The organism is Maridesulfovibrio sp. (genome assembly GCF_963666665.1).
Lineage (GTDB): Bacteria > Desulfobacterota > Desulfovibrionia > Desulfovibrionales > Desulfovibrionaceae > Maridesulfovibrio.
This window is the reverse complement of sequence record NZ_OY762999.1, coordinates 284,379-299,886: the sequence shown is the minus strand read 5'-3', so window position 1 is coordinate 299,886 and position 15,508 is coordinate 284,379. Positions and strand designations below refer to the sequence as shown.

Sequence of the window (15,508 nt, the reverse complement as noted above, 5' to 3'; positions counted from 1 at the left end):
TTTTAAAAGCCTCCGGCACCCACGCCGGGGGCAAAATAATTCCATAAATTGCGCAGAGCGCATCAAATTAAATCCAAGGGTTGAACTTTTGAAAAAGCTGCTCCCCCTTCTACCCCGCCCTACCCGTTATCTGGGTTCGGAATGGGGCTCCGTCCACAAGGACCCCGCTAAGGTCAAGGCTCATATCGCCATTGGTTTCCCGGATCTTTACGAGATCGGCATGTCCTATCTCGGACAGAAAATCCTTTATGAAATCGTTAATAAGCATGATGATTTTTACGCCGAGAGGGTCTACACCCCCTGCGAAGAAACTGCAGAAATCATGCGCGAACACGGCGAGCTGCTGGCCACCCTTGAAAGCGATACTCCACTGAAAGACGTGGACGCACTGGGAATCAGCCTGACCCATGAGCTGTGCTACACTAACGTGCTCTTCATGCTCGACCTTGCCGGTATCCCGCTCAAGTCCGCTGACCGTGACGATTCCTGTCCGCTGGTCATCGGCGGAGGCGGAGCATGCTTCAATGCTGAACCTGTTGCCGATTTTTTTGATGTAATCATGCTCGGCGACGGCGAAGAATCCATCATCAAGGTCATGGAAGTTATTGCCGAATGCAAAGAGCAGGGACTGGGTCGTAAGGCTCGCCTTGAGAAACTTGCTGAACTTCCCGGCATCTACATTCCTGAGTTTTTCGATCCCGAAAATCCCGGAGATTTCTTTGTGGAAAAAGCTGTGGTGGAAGATTTCGAGCCCATCCCATTTCCCAAGGAACAGATTCTGCCCTACGGTCAGGTCATTCATGACCGTCTGACCATGGAAATCGCCCGTGGCTGCACCCGTGGCTGCCGTTTCTGTCAGGCAGGCATCATCTACCGCCCTGTCCGCGAACGCACCCCGGAGACACTGACCAAAACCCTCATGGAAGGTCTGGAAGAAACCGGATACGAGGAGACTTCCTTCCTCTCCCTGAGCACCGGGGACTACTCCGCTCTGGATACACTTTTTGCCCAGTGTTTCGATAACTGCGCAGCTGAACAGATTTCCATTTCACTGCCTTCCTTGCGCGTAGGTTCCCTTTCCGAACCGATCATGGAACGTATCGCCACCATCCGCCGCACCGGAGCCACCCTTGCTCCTGAAGCCGGAAGCCAACGCATGCGTGACGTGATCAACAAGGGCATTACCGAAGAAGCCCTGCTGGAGCATGCGCTCATGCTCTATGAAAACGGCTGGCAAAATATCAAGCTCTATTTCATGATCGGTCTGCCCACTGAGACTTTCGAAGACCTCGACGCCATTGTCGATCTCTGTGTTAAAGTTCGCGACGTGGCAGGCAAGCACATCAAGAAGCTGAACATCACTGCTGCAGTTTCACCTTTCGTACCCAAGCCGCACACCCCCTTCCAGTGGGAACGCCAGATTTCCCTTGAAGAAATCGGTGAACGTTTGGATTACATGCGCGAAAAATTCAATAACCAGAAGCGCATCAAGATGAAATCGCACATTCCTCGCATGACCTTCCTTGAAGGTATTTTCTCACGCGGTGACCGCAGGCTCGGCCCGGTAATTGAGAAGGCTTATAAAAAAGGCGCCCTTTATTCCAGCTGGAAGGATCACCTCAAGCTTGAGCCTTACCTTGAAGCCATGGAAGAGGAAGGCCTTACCCCCGAAGAATTCACCGGAGCACGGGACCATGACGCCCGCCTGCCTTGGGATCATCTTTCATCCGGGGTCAGCAAGAAATTCCTGCTTACCGAACTTAAACGCGGTATATCCGAAAAAATCACCGGAGACTGCCGCTACGAAGAATGCCGCAACTGCGGAGTCTGCAACTTTGACGGTCGCAAATCACTGCTTGAAAAACAGGCAGAAACCATGGACCTGCGTCCGAAAATGGTTTTTGAAACCCGCGACCAGGCCGGCAATGTCCCCGATTTCGTACAGGCAGAAAAACCTGACCTCGGTATCAAGGGCAGCCATTTCCGTCTCTGGTATACCAAGACCGGAACCTCGGCCTACCTGTCGCAGCTGGACCTTCAGCCTGTAATTGAGCGGGCCATGCGCCGCGCAGAACTGCCGCTGACCTTCTCACAGGGATTCCACCCCATGCCGCGAATGTCCTTTGGGCGCGCATTACCAGTAGGTGTGGAAAGCCTGAAAGAATGGATGAACATCATGCTGCGGACAGATGTCAGCGCTCAGGATCTGGTGGACCGCCTCAACAAGCAGATGCCCATGGGAATGAAGATTGTCGGAGCTGACCCGCTGGATTTGTCCAAAAAACAGAAGCATCCCGAGATAGAAGACTTCACCCTGATCTTCACCTGCTCCCCTGAAGAGGCCAAGGAGAAAATCGAGAAGCTGCGTGAGTACGCCCAGTCGGATGAATACTTTGTATCTCACACCACCAAGAAAAAGGTGAAGGAGAAAAACATCCGTCCCATGCTGGTTAAATTTGATGAAATGAATGAACGGACCATAAAACTGACCTTCGACTGGACGTCTATGTACATGAGTCCGGTGAAGATGATCGCCGCCATCTGTCCAGGCACAACGCTGCTGGACTTTGACCTGACCAAAACGGATCAGCGATTCGAATAAAATTGAAATCCCCGCAACCATGAGGCTGCGGGGATTTTTTTATCAAACACTCTCCCACAAGCTAACTTTGCAATTATGGTCATTACTCTGACCTAGTAATTTTTTTCTTTAATTTTTCCAAAATTCCTTCCCACAAAAACCTACATTTTTGTATTTTGCGTCTTTAATTAAATTAAAACACCATTATTTTGTCTTTTTTAATAAAATATTGCGCTATTTTTAGCGCTAAATTCCATATTTCAAATTTTTGCAGCTCACAATCCGCATCAAACCAAAACATTTGACATATATGTTACCTTTTTGTAGTTAGCCACAAAACTGAAGCTTCACACTAATACATTTTTGTCAAAAAAATCCAGACACAACAAAATCACCCCACATAATACACAAAAAAGGAGCTGTAATAATGATAAACACTGGTGATACAGTATTTATTCTCGTTTCAGCAGCATTAGTCCTGCTGATGACTCCCGGACTTGCACTCTTTTACGCTGGAATGGTCCGCAGTAAAAACGTTCTGGGAACTATCATGCAAAGCTTTATCATGATCTCAGTTATCAGCGTTGAATGGATTTATCTCGGATACACCATGTCTTTCGGACCGGACATCGGCGGTATCATCGGCAACCTGTCCTACTTTGCCCTGAACGGCGTAACCGCCGCCCCCAGTGAGACATACGCCACCACTATTCCGCAGATTGTGTTTATGATCTACCAGTGCATGTTTGCAGTGATCACTCCCGCACTTATCACCGGTGCATTTGCCGAGCGAGTCCGTTTCGCTCCGTTCATTGTATTCAGTCTGCTCTGGTCCATCTTGGTATACAACCCGGTCTGCCACTGGATATGGGGCGGAGGCTTTCTTGCAGACATGGGTGTACTCGACTTTGCCGGAGGGCTGGTTGTCCACTTAACCTGCGGTGTAGCAGCTCTTGTGGCCTGTATCTTTATCGGGCCGCGAAACGGATACGGCAAACGCATGTTTATCCCCCACAACCTCCCCATGACCCTGTTGGGAACAGGACTACTCTGGTTCGGCTGGTTCGGCTTCAACGGAGGAAGCGCCCTTGCAGCTGACGGCATAGCAGGGGGAGCATTCGTGGCAACCCACATCGCAGGTATGGTTGGAATGGCTGCATGGTGCGGGATAGAATGGATTCACAGCGGCAAACCAACCTCGCTTGGAGCAGCTTCCGGAGCAATCGCTGGACTTGCCACAATCACTCCGGCAGCAGGATTTGTCAGCCCCAACTCAGCTGTAATTATCGGCCTCCTTGGAGGACTTATCTGTTACGGAGCAGTCATGGCAAAATCACGTTTTGGATATGACGACAGCCTTGATGTCGTAGGAATCCACGGCGTAGGCGGACTGGCCGGAACAATCTGTCTTGGTATTTTCGCCTCCACGGCCATCAACCCGGGGGGCGCAGACGGACTTATCCACGGCAACATCAACTTGCTGATCGCCCAGTTCAAAGGTATCTTTATTGTCGGTGGCTATACCCTTGTTATCAGCTACATACTGCTCAAAGTCATCAACGCTGTTTCGCCGCTGCGTTTGGACCAGAAAGCTGAAGAAGAAGGCATGGACACCAGCGAACATAGCGAAAGCGCATACCAGAACTAATCTTCATTCTTAAGACGGAGCAACCAATGAAAAAAGTTGAAATAATCATAAGGCCCTTTAAACTTGAAGAAATAAAGGAATGCCTGAGCGAAATAGGCATCAAAGGAATGACTGTGTCCGACGTGAAAGGCTTCGGACGTCAGGGCGGACACAAAGAAGTATACCGCGGAGCTGAATATCAGGTCGATTTTTTACCTAAGATCAAAATCGAAATTGTAATTGATGAAGATATCGTAAGCGAAGTTCTGGAGGCTGTGACTGAAACAGCACGCACAGGTCAGGTCGGTGACGGTAAAATCTTCATCTCACCGGTAGAAGAAGTAATCCGTATCAGAACCGGAGAATCCGGACCGGACGCTCTGTAATCCCCCTTACAAATCTCGACAGAAAGAACAACTACCCGATGCCTGGCAAAGCACCGGGGAGTTGTTCTTTCTTCTAGGATTCTGCAACCCTGACCTGATTTCGCCCGGATTGTTTTGCCTTATACATAGCCTTATCCGCCATCCTGACGGTTTCTTCACTTGGCTTACTTCCATCACTTGCTGCACATCCTATACTGACAGTCAATGAATGATGTGCGCCGGAGGAAGGCAAAAAGACCGCATTTGATTCAACTGATTGCCGGATCCGCTCAGCAAGAGTAACAGCATGCTCAAGTTTGGTATTATAAAGCAATATCAAAAATTCTTCGCCGCCGTATCTCCCAAACAGATCATCAGTCCGCAACACCTTTTTCGTTTCTTCAACAAAAGATTTGAGTATTAAATCACCTGCATCGTGACCGTGTGTATCATTAACTGACTTAAAATTATCAAGATCCAAAAGCAAAGCAGCGAAAGCACTCTTGTCTCCATTCAACCTATGAAGAGCCTCATCCAATGCCCGTCTGTTATATGCTCCGGTAAGGGCATCCCTTGTTACGAATTCGATCATTTTACTTCTATTTCTTGCAAGCCATATACTCCCCACGACCCCGGAAATCATTCCCAATAAAATTGCTGCCAATGTAGCAATAATTGTTTTGGTTTTAAGCTCGTGTATGGATTTGTATGCCCCGCTTACTGATTCCTCTCTATACTCAGCAAAACTATCTAAATCCGATGAAATATTTTCTACACACTGGTCAAACGCCTCCATCAATTCTGCCGAGTGCCTGGAAATAAGCCCAACTACTTTTACCTGAAAAATCTGGTCACCCAAAAGCATACAATTGACCCATTCCTGTTTCAGGATAAGCAACCTGCTTTTTTCATCAGCATAAGCAGGATTTTCAATTAATACTTTGAAATAATGATTTACTTCATCTTTCGACTGCTCCCAAATCTTCTTTTCATCCATATTTCCATGAAGTAAATAATCATTAGGGGCCATCATGGAAACCATCAAACCCTTCTGCAAAACTCTCACTGGGCGTATTTCTTCATATATAGTATCTGCGATGAATTCCATCTTTTCAAAGATAGGATGAAAAAATGTAAATACTGTAATCAAGACCAATGATAAAATTGGCAAAAGAGTCAAAGATACAACCATTAAATATCTTGACTGTCGCCCGGCATTAAAATCATTCATACGCACCCGACTTTTTTGCTTTGCATCAAATTCATCTGTCTTCCGCACTTATAATTACTTGCCCCAACCTACTTCTCAGTTCTTTTACATTACCATTTATCCGGGCAAAATGTCATAAGTATTTTCAACCAGAACGTCAGGGAATACTCGCCTGACAAAACGCAAAAAAAGGGAGTGGTAAAAAACCACTCCCTGAAATCTAAAACTCCCGACAGCTTTATACTGGCCGAAGTCCTTTTTATTTATACTGGATAATTCTCTATATACGAGCCCTTAAAACGGAACTTCGTCCATTCCGCTTGCTTCGGAAGGGAATGCGGGACCGAGATCTTCATCATCCGGATAACCGCCGCCCTGAGGGGGTTGGTTGTTGTACTGTTGCTGCTGAGGCTGGCCCTGATAGCCGCCCTGCTGCTGATTGTTATACTGACCGCCGCCCTGCTGCTGGTATCCATTCTGCTGCTGGCCCTGATAGCCGCCTTCCTGCCTGCTGTCGAGGCCCTGAATATTATTGGCTAATATTTCAGTAGTGTAGCGGTCCTGACCGTTCTGGTCCTGCCATTTACGGGTCTGTAATTTGCCTTCAACCATGACCAGACGGCCCTTGGAAAGGTACTTACCTGCGAACTCGGCAGTCTGGCGCCATGCAACAACACGGTGCCATTCGGTTTTATCAACTTTCTGGCCGGAATTGCGGTCCTTGTAGCCTTCATCGGTAGCTACAGAAAGGTTGGCAAAGGCCTGACCGGAGGTTGTGTATGAAAGTTTCGGGTCCTGCCCGAGACGTCCTATCAATATTACTTTGTTCATGCTTCCTGCCATCTAGGCCCCCATTTATCTGAATTTTCTTTTTGAAGCGATCTTTTCCGCAACACTCAGCTCATCTTCAAGATCATAGCTGATGGTATTGGCTTCCGAAGCTTTCCAGTCGCCAAGGGCTTTTTCCATACGCAACTTAAGGTCATATGCCTTACGTATGGATTCGGCCATGGCTTCGGCTTTTTCTTCCGGGATCATACCCAGCTCAAGACGGTCCTTAAGGTCCTCGACAAGTTCGATAACCCCGTGCGGACGCCCTGCGGGCTGCGGTTCTTCCCAAGCGGTCTTAACCAGATAAGGCCAGTTCTTCTCAACTTCGGCTTCATCATATGTACGGGCCATAACCCTGATTTGGAGCACATTTCCCATGCGAAAAATCCTTTAATAATACGGAAAAAAAGAGTCCGTCAATGGCAACATGCAAAAACGCAAAAGCTCTTATTAATCAACCTCTTCCCATTCACTCTGAACACGGTTGACAACTTCCTGAATCTGCTTGAGCTGATCTGCAGGACAAACACCGATCAGCGGCTGGGCAGCGTCAACGTTGTCACCGTTATTGAAGTATACGGAATAAATGAGACCTTCGGGACCGCTGTAGTTGAGCGGGGTTTCCCTTTTCATGCGGGAAACAATGAACAGGTCCATGCCTTCGGTAACCTTAACGGAACGCTCGCCGGACCCCTTGATCTTGGCGTCAACTTCAGGAGTGAAGTAGTACTTTGCTTTTTCCGGAGCATTGAACAGGAAAAGGGCTTTCTTGAGGATCAGCTGAATTACTTCCTCTTTAGAAAGGAAGTGGCGGATCTTGATCAATACTTCTCCAGCTTCGACGAAGCTGCCTTCCAGATCCTGACGGATGGAAACAATCTCACCTTTTTCAGGAGCAGTGATATTCTTGGTATTGCGCTCACGAGTAAGTTTAGCCAGTACGGTACCGGGTTTTTCCTTCCATTCACCGGTAGGGCCTTTCACTTTGTCGCCAACCTTAAGGCCGGTGAATTCAACAGTTCCGGTGTGGGGAACGGATATTTCAATTTCCTCGTAAGGAGAGGCCTTGATACCTTCAAGCATTTCCTTAATATTCAGCATTATATTAACCTCTAGATTATTTTTACTTATATCCCGCCACATTGGACGGAGGTCATTATTATTACATTTAAAAACCGGATCCCTTGAGCCCGGCATCCGGTTCGGGCAATTTGCAGACATTATCAGGCAAAGTCAACCTGCTGCGAAACTCCCTAACACAGAAAACACTTTACGATAAGCACCTACACAAATGTAGGTATATTTATCTATAATACAAATTACGGCCACCCATGGTCATAAGCGCCTTACCGATATTCCGGCCCATTTCGCGCCGATCCCAGATTCCCTGAATATGTCCGCGTGCAAGTGCATTCCATGCATTGTGATAATTAGGCGGTACGGGAATCCCGGTCGTTTCGGTAATAACCCTTGGGCCGGCAAAACCGATCTTGGAAGAGCGTATTCCGAACTGATAAGGTGAACATCCCAGAAAACTTGCCACGGAACCACCATATGAATTGGTATCGTAGATCACCAGATATAAGCCTCCGGCATCCACATACTTGCGCAAAGCCATGGTACAGCGAGGCATTTGAAGCACCCCGTTGGTCCCTTCCTGAATACGGATTCCGGCAGTTCCATGAGCATAAAAAATAAGCGGCAGCTGCTTGCGCTGAGCCCTTTCAGCAGCACGGATGATCTTTTCACCTTCAGCCGCGCCCACAGAACCGCCCCTGAACGGAGCAGCAAGGCAAATGACCACGGCATTGATCCCGTCCATGCGGGTTTCAAAAGTTATGCAGGAAGAACGCAGCCCGGTTTTCTTGCGGGCTTCGTCGAGCTTGAGATCAAAACCTTCGTAGCCCAGCGGGTTGGCAGATTCAATGCCGGAGTTGAATTCAAAACCATCGGCATAGTTGAAAACATTGTACAGATACCATTGATATTCCATCGGGAAATGGTGCCCGCAATTACTGCAGACCCCGGCAAAATCTCCGAACAAATCCGGCGCCCAGAGATCAAGGCACCCCTCTGTCGCTGAGTTGGGGCAGGTAAAAGTACGGTCATCCTTGCACTTGGGACTACTGTATTTCCAGCGGCCTTCTTCAAAACATGGAGACTGGTCAGAAGTGGAAAGACAAAGTAGTTTGTCACGTACATCGCTTGAAATTTTAACCGCCGAGCCATTCTCTGCACTGTTTTTCGTCAGAAGCCTTGCGGTACGTTCCTTGACAAGATGGGCCTCGGCCTGAATCTCTTCCATTCCCTGTTTGGCAGCACGCACAGTGCGCCCCACAAGGTTATAGACAAAAAGCGATTTAGTAGACCAAGCCACACCCTGAACAGCCGCCCCCATCTTCAGGAACAAGGAGCGCTGGTCCATGTATGCAGATGTGGAAAGGTTACGAAATTTCTCATAGCGCTTCTCAACCAGCCTTGAACGGGCACGGGAGCTCAAGGCCCAGCGCATGAAGACATCCTCACCCTCTTCCGGTCCCTTCTGCTTGAGAGCCATAGCCCGGAAAAGTTTGAGCCCCTTCACGGAAATACAAACTTCGTTAGTGGCCCGGATCACCTCGGAACGCAGGGTGCGAAAAAAATCATAACTGGCAGGCTTCGCCCCGAGATTAGGTTCTTTCACCACGCGATCAATGTAACCCATATTCAGGTTTTCCTCGGCAGTAATACCGAGTTTGCGCGCACAATTTCCGATCAGCACACTATCTACCCGTTTGCCGCCCTTGAGATTGGCTTCAATGGCCGCCGCTCCTTCCGGGGAAATTACCGAGTAATACCCGTGCGAAAGCATGAGCCTGCGGTCGGCAAGACCGATGGCTTCAGCTCCGCCGGACCCACCTTCGGAAATAACGGAAATAATGGGCACATCAATCCTGCCCATCTCATAAATATTTTTGGCTATCTGCTGTGCCGCTCCAGGGTAATCCTCGATAGGGTATGAGCCGGGGGTAAAAATATAGGTATGGATAGGAATGCCCTCGGCCTGCGCAACCTTCATGTAATGCAAAGCCTTGGCATTACCCCATGGTTTGGCTGATCCGCCGTTGCGGAATTCCTGCCCGTGCCCTTTCTCCTGCCCAATAACCATAACCGGCTGGTGGACAACTTTCTGCCCCACCCTTCTGGTAATGTAGGCCTGAGCAATGAGCATGGAAGGGTCAATACTGAACTCGCCCAGCCCGCCAAGCTCGGTGTAGTTGTCGTAAACATTTTCCAGAATATCGGTCAGGCAGATGCGCTGCGGATGACGAACAATGCGCACCCGGTCCATGGGAGTAAGCTCTTTTTCCAACTTGGATTCGAGAAAGGAAAACAGATCCTCTAGGCGGGCAAGCTTGCTCAGGGAATCTTTGCTTGAAATGGTCCCGCGCAAACCACGGAACTCATCCAGCTCTGAACCGAGCATGGAAATATTGGCATTTTCGAGATTTCCGAAAATATCCTTAATATAGTTGAGCCTTTCAGAAAGGGCGTCAATGCGCTTATCGATATTCATACAAATCCTGAATTATTTCAGCATAAAATGCTAAAATTCCAACAAACCTGAACTTTTATCAATCAAATACGAAATATTGGACTCAAGCTTACGTCCTGCCCGGTCCTGCCCTTGCAGAATCAGGCCCTTTAAAAATTTAACACCACGCTCCTTGGCGTGCTCCAGATTATCTCCACGGACAATCGCCAAGGCTAGGTTGGGGTCGAATTCAGTGGGGATTTCATACGGACGGTCAGTGGGTACCTGAGTATAAACCTCAAGCCACTCCTTATCCTGCCAACCGAATTTCTCAATGGTACCTACCCACGGGGCAAAATCATTATCCGGATTCTCGGCGATAATGCGGTACTCAATGGCTGCTCCGGAAAGATCGACATCATCCTGAGCATAGCCCAAGGATTCGCCAAGTCCGAGGCGAACCTGCTCGCGCACGATATCCACATTGCGCTCACCCTTAATTGCCGAGATCGCAGCGGAAACTCCGTTCTCAACCTGAATACGGGTGTTGACCTCCATAAGAAAAGGCTCGCCGCGAGGGGTAACAATCCATTCCCACGTACCCACGTTATCATAATTAACGGCCCGGGCCATGGACAGGGAATGTTCAGTTATGCTGTCCAGTACCCCGGACGCATTAAAAATATAGTGAATCTCTTCAGGCGCGAATCCGGGGGCAACTTCAATCCGTTTCTGATTGCCACTGCTCTGCACCGAGCAGTTTCGGGTCCCGAAATGAACATGTTTATGCCCGCTCCTTTCACAAACAACCTGAACTTCAAGATGGTTGAAACCGTAGATACGTTGCTCGATAAGCACGCCTTCATCATTGAACTGACGTTTGGCGTAATTGCGAATACGGCGGTATACGGACCGGAATTCATCAGGATCGTTGACTTCTTCAATGCCCATCCCCCCGCCACCGGCAGATGCCTTGACCATGATGGCCGGGGCCTGAAATCCCTGCTCCCTCTGAAAAGCGAAAAGGCTGTCGGCAAGCTCGACAGCCTCAAGTTCATCATAAATAGGACTGTCGGACCCGGGAACGGTTGGTACTCCCAAACTGCGTGCAAGACGTTTTGTATTTATCTTGTCACCCAATTCCTGAATTACCCGCCACGACGGCCCGATAAATATCAGCGGTTTTTCCCTCTTCACCACCCGACGCGCAAACCTGAAATCCTCTGCAAAAAAGCCGTATCCCGGATGAATAGCCGAGGCTCCGCTTTGATCCGCAACACTGAAAATTTCATTGGCATCACGGTATGAACTGATGCAAAAAAGACTATTCTCGCCACCATTATCCCGCGCAAAACGCACATGACCGCTTTCACTATCCGCCTCAGTATAGACGCAGATAAAATTCTGATTAAGTTCCAGACAGGCTTTGGCTATCCTGATAGCAATTTCACCACGGTTGGCGATAAGGACCTTATGTTCACCTTTGTACACAGTAAATCACCGACTGAAATCAGGAAGCGCCTTTTTTCTTGCGCAGCAGGATCATTCGTTTCTGGACTTCCAAAACCAGCTTATCAAGACGTGCTTCCTGATACTTATCCAGATCGACATAAATACAGCCCATCAACCCTTTGCCGATATCACGCACCACTTTGATATCAAGTCCGGTCAAAAGTTCTTTTTTGCCGAGGACAAAATCAACCTTGAATTGCTGATCCACCTCAAAACTATCGTTGCCGGCAGAAAAAGCCAGACCGTTAACACTGAAATCCTTCACGCTATAAGTGGAAGGATAACCTTCAATCCTGAGAGCCAGTCCGGGAAGACTGGTCCGGAAAGCTCCTCTTGCCGAACTGCTATCGAATGAAATATCCATTCTTCTCTCCAATCACATTCAACTGGTTAACACCGTTGAGAAAACAATAATCTAAAAATCTTTTCCCAAAAATAAAACCACGTTTACTTTGAGAGTGAAATCATAATTCTGTTAATCTTTAATAACCGCGAGCTTAAGGTCCGGTCATAATCTTATCCAGAACAAACTCGACCCGTCGGTTACGTTGACGGTTCCGCTTCGAATTATTAGGGACAAGGGGATCCATTTCCCCAAGCCCGGTCGCGGTAAGCCTATTCGGCTTAATTCCTAATTTCATAAGGTAACGTAACACATTTACCGCACGCAAAGATGAAATTTCCCAGTTGTCTTTCAGCCTGCTATTACTGCTGGGCTGAGTATCATCAGTATATCCTTTAATATTAATGTACTGATCAGGATGGCTGATAAAAAAGTTCTTCAAGGCTTTTATAGCGGACTGCCCTTTTGCACTCAGCTGGACCTGCCCGGGATTAAAAAGCACATCAGAAGGCAGCTTGATAGTGATTTTCCCATCCTCAAATTTGGCGCTCATGATCCCTTCCACACCTTTAGTGGTCTGGAGATATTTCACATCTTCGAAGACCTTCCGCTGAGCCTTGATAATCTGTCTGCGGGTAACTACCTGATTGAGAATGGCCCCGGCTTCCTCACGGGAGACCTTGCTGGTAGCAATCTTCTGCAGTTTCCCGCTGATGGATTTGCTGACCGACTGGAATGTCATATCAAACTTTTTAGCATCAATCTCGGACATGGAATAAAGCAGGATAAAGAAAACCAGCAACAGCATGGATAAATCAGCGAAGGTGGTTATCCACTCATTGGAATCATCCTCTTCAGCTTCTTCTTCCACAAGCAACGAACCTTTCAGGAGTTCATCATCCATGACTTAATCTCCGGATCTGTCCTTGGGAGCCTGGAACGAAGAAAGTTTCTCGTAAACCAGACGGGGGTTATTATTCTCAAGAATGGACTTGGCACCCTCAAAAATAATTTCAAGATGCAGCTGTTCCTGAAGAGTTCTGGCCCTAAGCTTTGCTCCGATTGGAATAAAAAGCAGAGTCGCCAGCAGGGAACCGTAAAAAGTAGTCAGGATTGCTACAGCCATTGCAGGACCGATGGATGCCGGATCCTGCAGGTTGGACAGCATCTGAACCAGACCGATCAGAGTACCGAGCATCCCAAACGCAGGTGCCAGACCGGCGAGACGTTTGTATACGTCCTGAGCGATTTTATGCCGTCTTTTCATGGCTGAAATTTCAATCTGCAAAGTAGCCCGGATAAGCTCAGGATCGGCGTTATCCGCGATCAACTGACATGATTTGCGCAGAACAACGTTTTCCGTCTGGACATTCTCAAGGGCGATTAAACCTTCACGGCGGCTGATTTCAGCAACCTTAACCATGATGTTCACTACTTCGTTTACTTTGACCTTTCTGGAAGAAAAGGCCTTGAACCCTGCAACCATGGCCTGCAGAACTTCTTCAAAAGGAAAAGCAACGCAGATAGAGGCCAAAGTTCCGCCGATAACAATCATCATACCGGGAACGTTGACAAATACATCAACAGCCCCACCTATAAAGATAGCACCGACAACAAGGGAAAGCCCGACCAGCATCCCGATTAAAGTGGAAAAATCCATAGAATCCCGTTCTCTTTTAAGTTACTAGTTAAGACGGATGATAGAGGTAACTCGGCGCATTTTTATGCACCATCCGTACATTAAACCCGAAACTACGAGTAAAACAACCTATGACCTCCCCGGAATCTATACATACTATTAGCAGGCATATACTAGAAAAGATAGATAATTTTCAAACTAACGCCACCGGGATCATTCTCGGTTCCGGTCTCAGCGAAGCCATCACAAAGCTGGATTCGGCCATTGAAATTCCATACTCGGAAATACCGGGATTCCCGCAGTCCACAGTTAAGGGGCATTCCGGCAGTCTTATTTACGGATTTATGGAAGGAAAACCTGTACTTGTATTCAGCGGACGTTTCCATATTTACGAAGGATACAGCGCAGCAGAAGCCTGCACTCCGGTACGGGTTATGGGAGAGCTGGGCATAAAACGAATTTTCATTACGAACGCCGCCGGAGCACTCAATCCGCAATTTGATGCCGGCGACCTCATGCTGATCACCGACCAGATCAATTTCACAGGCCACTCCCCGCTCACCGGTCCCAACAACGACGAATGGGGAGTCCGCTTCCCGGATATGAGTAAAGTGTATTGTGATGAACTGCGTGCCATCGCCGTTTCTGCAGCCAAGGACAAAGGAGTGCGCCTTGAACGCGGTGTTTACGTACAGGTAACCGGTCCAAACCTTGAAACCCCGGCCGAAACCCGTATGTTCAAGAGACTGGGGGCCGATGCAGTAGGCATGTCCACCGCCATTGAGGCCATTGCCGCCGTGCATATGGGCATCAAGGTAATGGGGATTGCCTGCCTGACCAACAAAAACCTGCCGGACTGCATGGCTGAGACAACCCATGAAGCCGTGATCGAACAGGCAGCTAAATCTTCAGCAGCCATGTCCACCCTGATCAGAGAAATTATTTCCCGGCTGGATTGATCCTGACAGGCTCTGATTGCCATTTTTCCGGCTTTATCTGCCCGGTTTTGCCATCACAAATACAAATGCCACGGGGACAAAAGGCTGTTTAAGCGATTCTTTTACTCCGTGGCATTTTCATTGCATTCAACTTTGCGTCAGCAAACTATTGCAATATTACTTATATTTTAAAACAGGGAACTTTCATGAAAGGCAGAACAATCAGCTTGATACTGGCACTGGCCGCACTTCTGGCCCTTGGCGCATGTTCAGCGGGCTATAAAGAGCGGACATTGGACTATCTCGGCAAGCGGCCTACAACCGGACCGTTTTTCAAGGAAGATAATACCCCCATGGTAGAATTGAACTACAAAGCCGGGGATCAGATTTCTAACCAGCTTGAAGAAAGGCTGCCTCCGGGTTCCCCCATCACCGTATCTATGTTCAGGCTGCGCGGCAGTACCCTGCAGACAGACTTTGCCAAGGTTGTCACCGAACAGGTTGCCTCCCGCATTGCCCAGAAAGGATTCGCCATTGTTGCTGACAGCTCCCGCTTTCCCATGGCCGCCCTTGATGAAGACCTCGCCCCGCCGGAAAAATGCGTGCTCGCCGGAGCATATTCCGTCGGCAAGGAACAAATTTTTGTTACCGCTGCAGTTTCAACAATTGCTGACGGTGAAATTCTTGGATCATGGGACTGGACCGTGCCACTCAATTCCAAGACCAAATCCCTGCTGCCCATCAAAGAAGAACCGGATATCTACCCCATGGTCAACACCTCCGGGCCATATGAGAAACGCACTCCGGCTCAATCTTCTGCCCAGCCGCAATACGTGCCGGATCAATCCAACAACCAGCCCGGTTTTGAGCAGGATATTATGAATTAAAACAGTCTTTTTCAAATAGAAACGGGGCATCTCCAAACAACTCGGAGATGCCCCGTTTCAG

At 48.4% G+C, this 15,508-nt stretch carries 14 protein-coding genes; 5 read left to right on the top strand and 9 right to left on the bottom strand.

Going from position 1 to position 15,508, the window contains the following annotated elements; genetic code table 11:
- Positions 1-88: 88 nt before the first annotated feature.
- The 3 genes from ACKU40_RS01265 to ACKU40_RS01255 all read left to right on the top strand — a co-directional run bounded on the left by ACKU40_RS01265 (position 89) and on the right by ACKU40_RS01255 (position 4,594).
- On the top strand, positions 89-2,602 hold the full coding sequence (locus ACKU40_RS01265) for a TIGR03960 family B12-binding radical SAM protein (RefSeq protein ID WP_320174733.1): 2,514 nt from the start codon (positions 89-91) through the stop codon (positions 2,600-2,602).
- Between the two features lie 406 nt (positions 2,603-3,008).
- Positions 3,009-4,229, top strand: coding sequence for an ammonium transporter (locus ACKU40_RS01260; RefSeq protein ID WP_320174732.1), 1,221 nt, complete (start codon positions 3,009-3,011; stop codon positions 4,227-4,229).
- 26 nt (positions 4,230-4,255) lie between these two features.
- Positions 4,256-4,594 carry a P-II family nitrogen regulator gene (locus tag ACKU40_RS01255; RefSeq protein WP_320174731.1) on the top strand — a complete coding sequence of 113 codons (339 nt, stop codon included), beginning with the start codon at positions 4,256-4,258 and terminating at the stop codon, positions 4,592-4,594.
- A 73-nt stretch (positions 4,595-4,667) separates the two neighbouring features.
- On the opposite strand, the gene ACKU40_RS01250 is transcribed toward ACKU40_RS01255, so the two are convergent.
- From ACKU40_RS01250 to ACKU40_RS01210, 9 genes are all read right to left on the bottom strand, one after another.
- Entirely contained in the window at positions 4,668-5,852 is a 1,185-nt protein-coding gene (locus tag ACKU40_RS01250) for a GGDEF domain-containing protein (protein WP_320174730.1), read from the bottom strand.
- Between the two features lie 225 nt (positions 5,853-6,077).
- Positions 6,078-6,626, bottom strand: coding sequence for a single-stranded DNA-binding protein (locus tag ACKU40_RS01245; RefSeq protein WP_320174729.1), 549 nt, complete (start codon positions 6,624-6,626; stop codon positions 6,078-6,080).
- Positions 6,627-6,638: 12 nt separating this feature from the next.
- Positions 6,639-6,992 (bottom strand): hypothetical protein, encoded by a 354-nt coding sequence (locus ACKU40_RS01240; protein WP_320174728.1) that lies wholly within the window; start codon positions 6,990-6,992, stop codon positions 6,639-6,641.
- A gap of 72 nt (positions 6,993-7,064) precedes the next feature.
- Complete coding sequence (locus tag ACKU40_RS01235) at positions 7,065-7,715, bottom strand: biotin attachment protein (RefSeq protein WP_320174727.1); 651 nt, start codon at positions 7,713-7,715, stop codon at positions 7,065-7,067.
- A gap of 202 nt (positions 7,716-7,917) precedes the next feature.
- The gene (locus tag ACKU40_RS01230; RefSeq protein WP_320174726.1) at positions 7,918-10,170 is read right to left on the bottom strand and encodes a carboxyl transferase domain-containing protein; all 2,253 of its coding nucleotides are present in this window, start codon (positions 10,168-10,170) and stop codon (positions 7,918-7,920) included.
- A gap of 30 nt (positions 10,171-10,200) precedes the next feature.
- On the bottom strand, positions 10,201-11,619 hold the full coding sequence (locus tag ACKU40_RS01225; RefSeq protein WP_320174725.1) for a biotin carboxylase N-terminal domain-containing protein: 1,419 nt from the start codon (positions 11,617-11,619) through the stop codon (positions 10,201-10,203).
- Positions 11,620-11,638: 19 nt separating this feature from the next.
- Positions 11,639-12,004, bottom strand: a complete 366-nt coding sequence (locus ACKU40_RS01220) for a PilZ domain-containing protein (RefSeq protein ID WP_320174724.1) — start codon at positions 12,002-12,004, stop codon at positions 11,639-11,641.
- A gap of 133 nt (positions 12,005-12,137) precedes the next feature.
- Positions 12,138-12,887: a flagellar motor protein MotB gene (locus ACKU40_RS01215; RefSeq protein ID WP_320174723.1), complete on the bottom strand. Its 750-nt coding sequence runs from the start codon at positions 12,885-12,887 to the stop codon at positions 12,138-12,140.
- Positions 12,888-12,890: 3 nt separating this feature from the next.
- Complete coding sequence (locus tag ACKU40_RS01210; RefSeq protein WP_320174722.1) at positions 12,891-13,643, bottom strand: MotA/TolQ/ExbB proton channel family protein; 753 nt, start codon at positions 13,641-13,643, stop codon at positions 12,891-12,893.
- A gap of 110 nt (positions 13,644-13,753) precedes the next feature.
- Here ACKU40_RS01210 and ACKU40_RS01205 point away from each other — a divergent pair, with 110 nt between their 5' ends.
- Together ACKU40_RS01205 and ACKU40_RS01200 are read left to right on the top strand one after the other, a co-directional pair.
- Positions 13,754-14,581, top strand: a complete 828-nt coding sequence (locus tag ACKU40_RS01205) for a purine-nucleoside phosphorylase (protein ID WP_320174721.1) — start codon at positions 13,754-13,756, stop codon at positions 14,579-14,581.
- 185 nt (positions 14,582-14,766) lie between these two features.
- Positions 14,767-15,447: a hypothetical protein gene (locus tag ACKU40_RS01200; RefSeq protein WP_320174720.1), complete on the top strand. Its 681-nt coding sequence runs from the start codon at positions 14,767-14,769 to the stop codon at positions 15,445-15,447.
- The last annotated feature ends 61 nt before the right edge of the window (positions 15,448-15,508 follow it).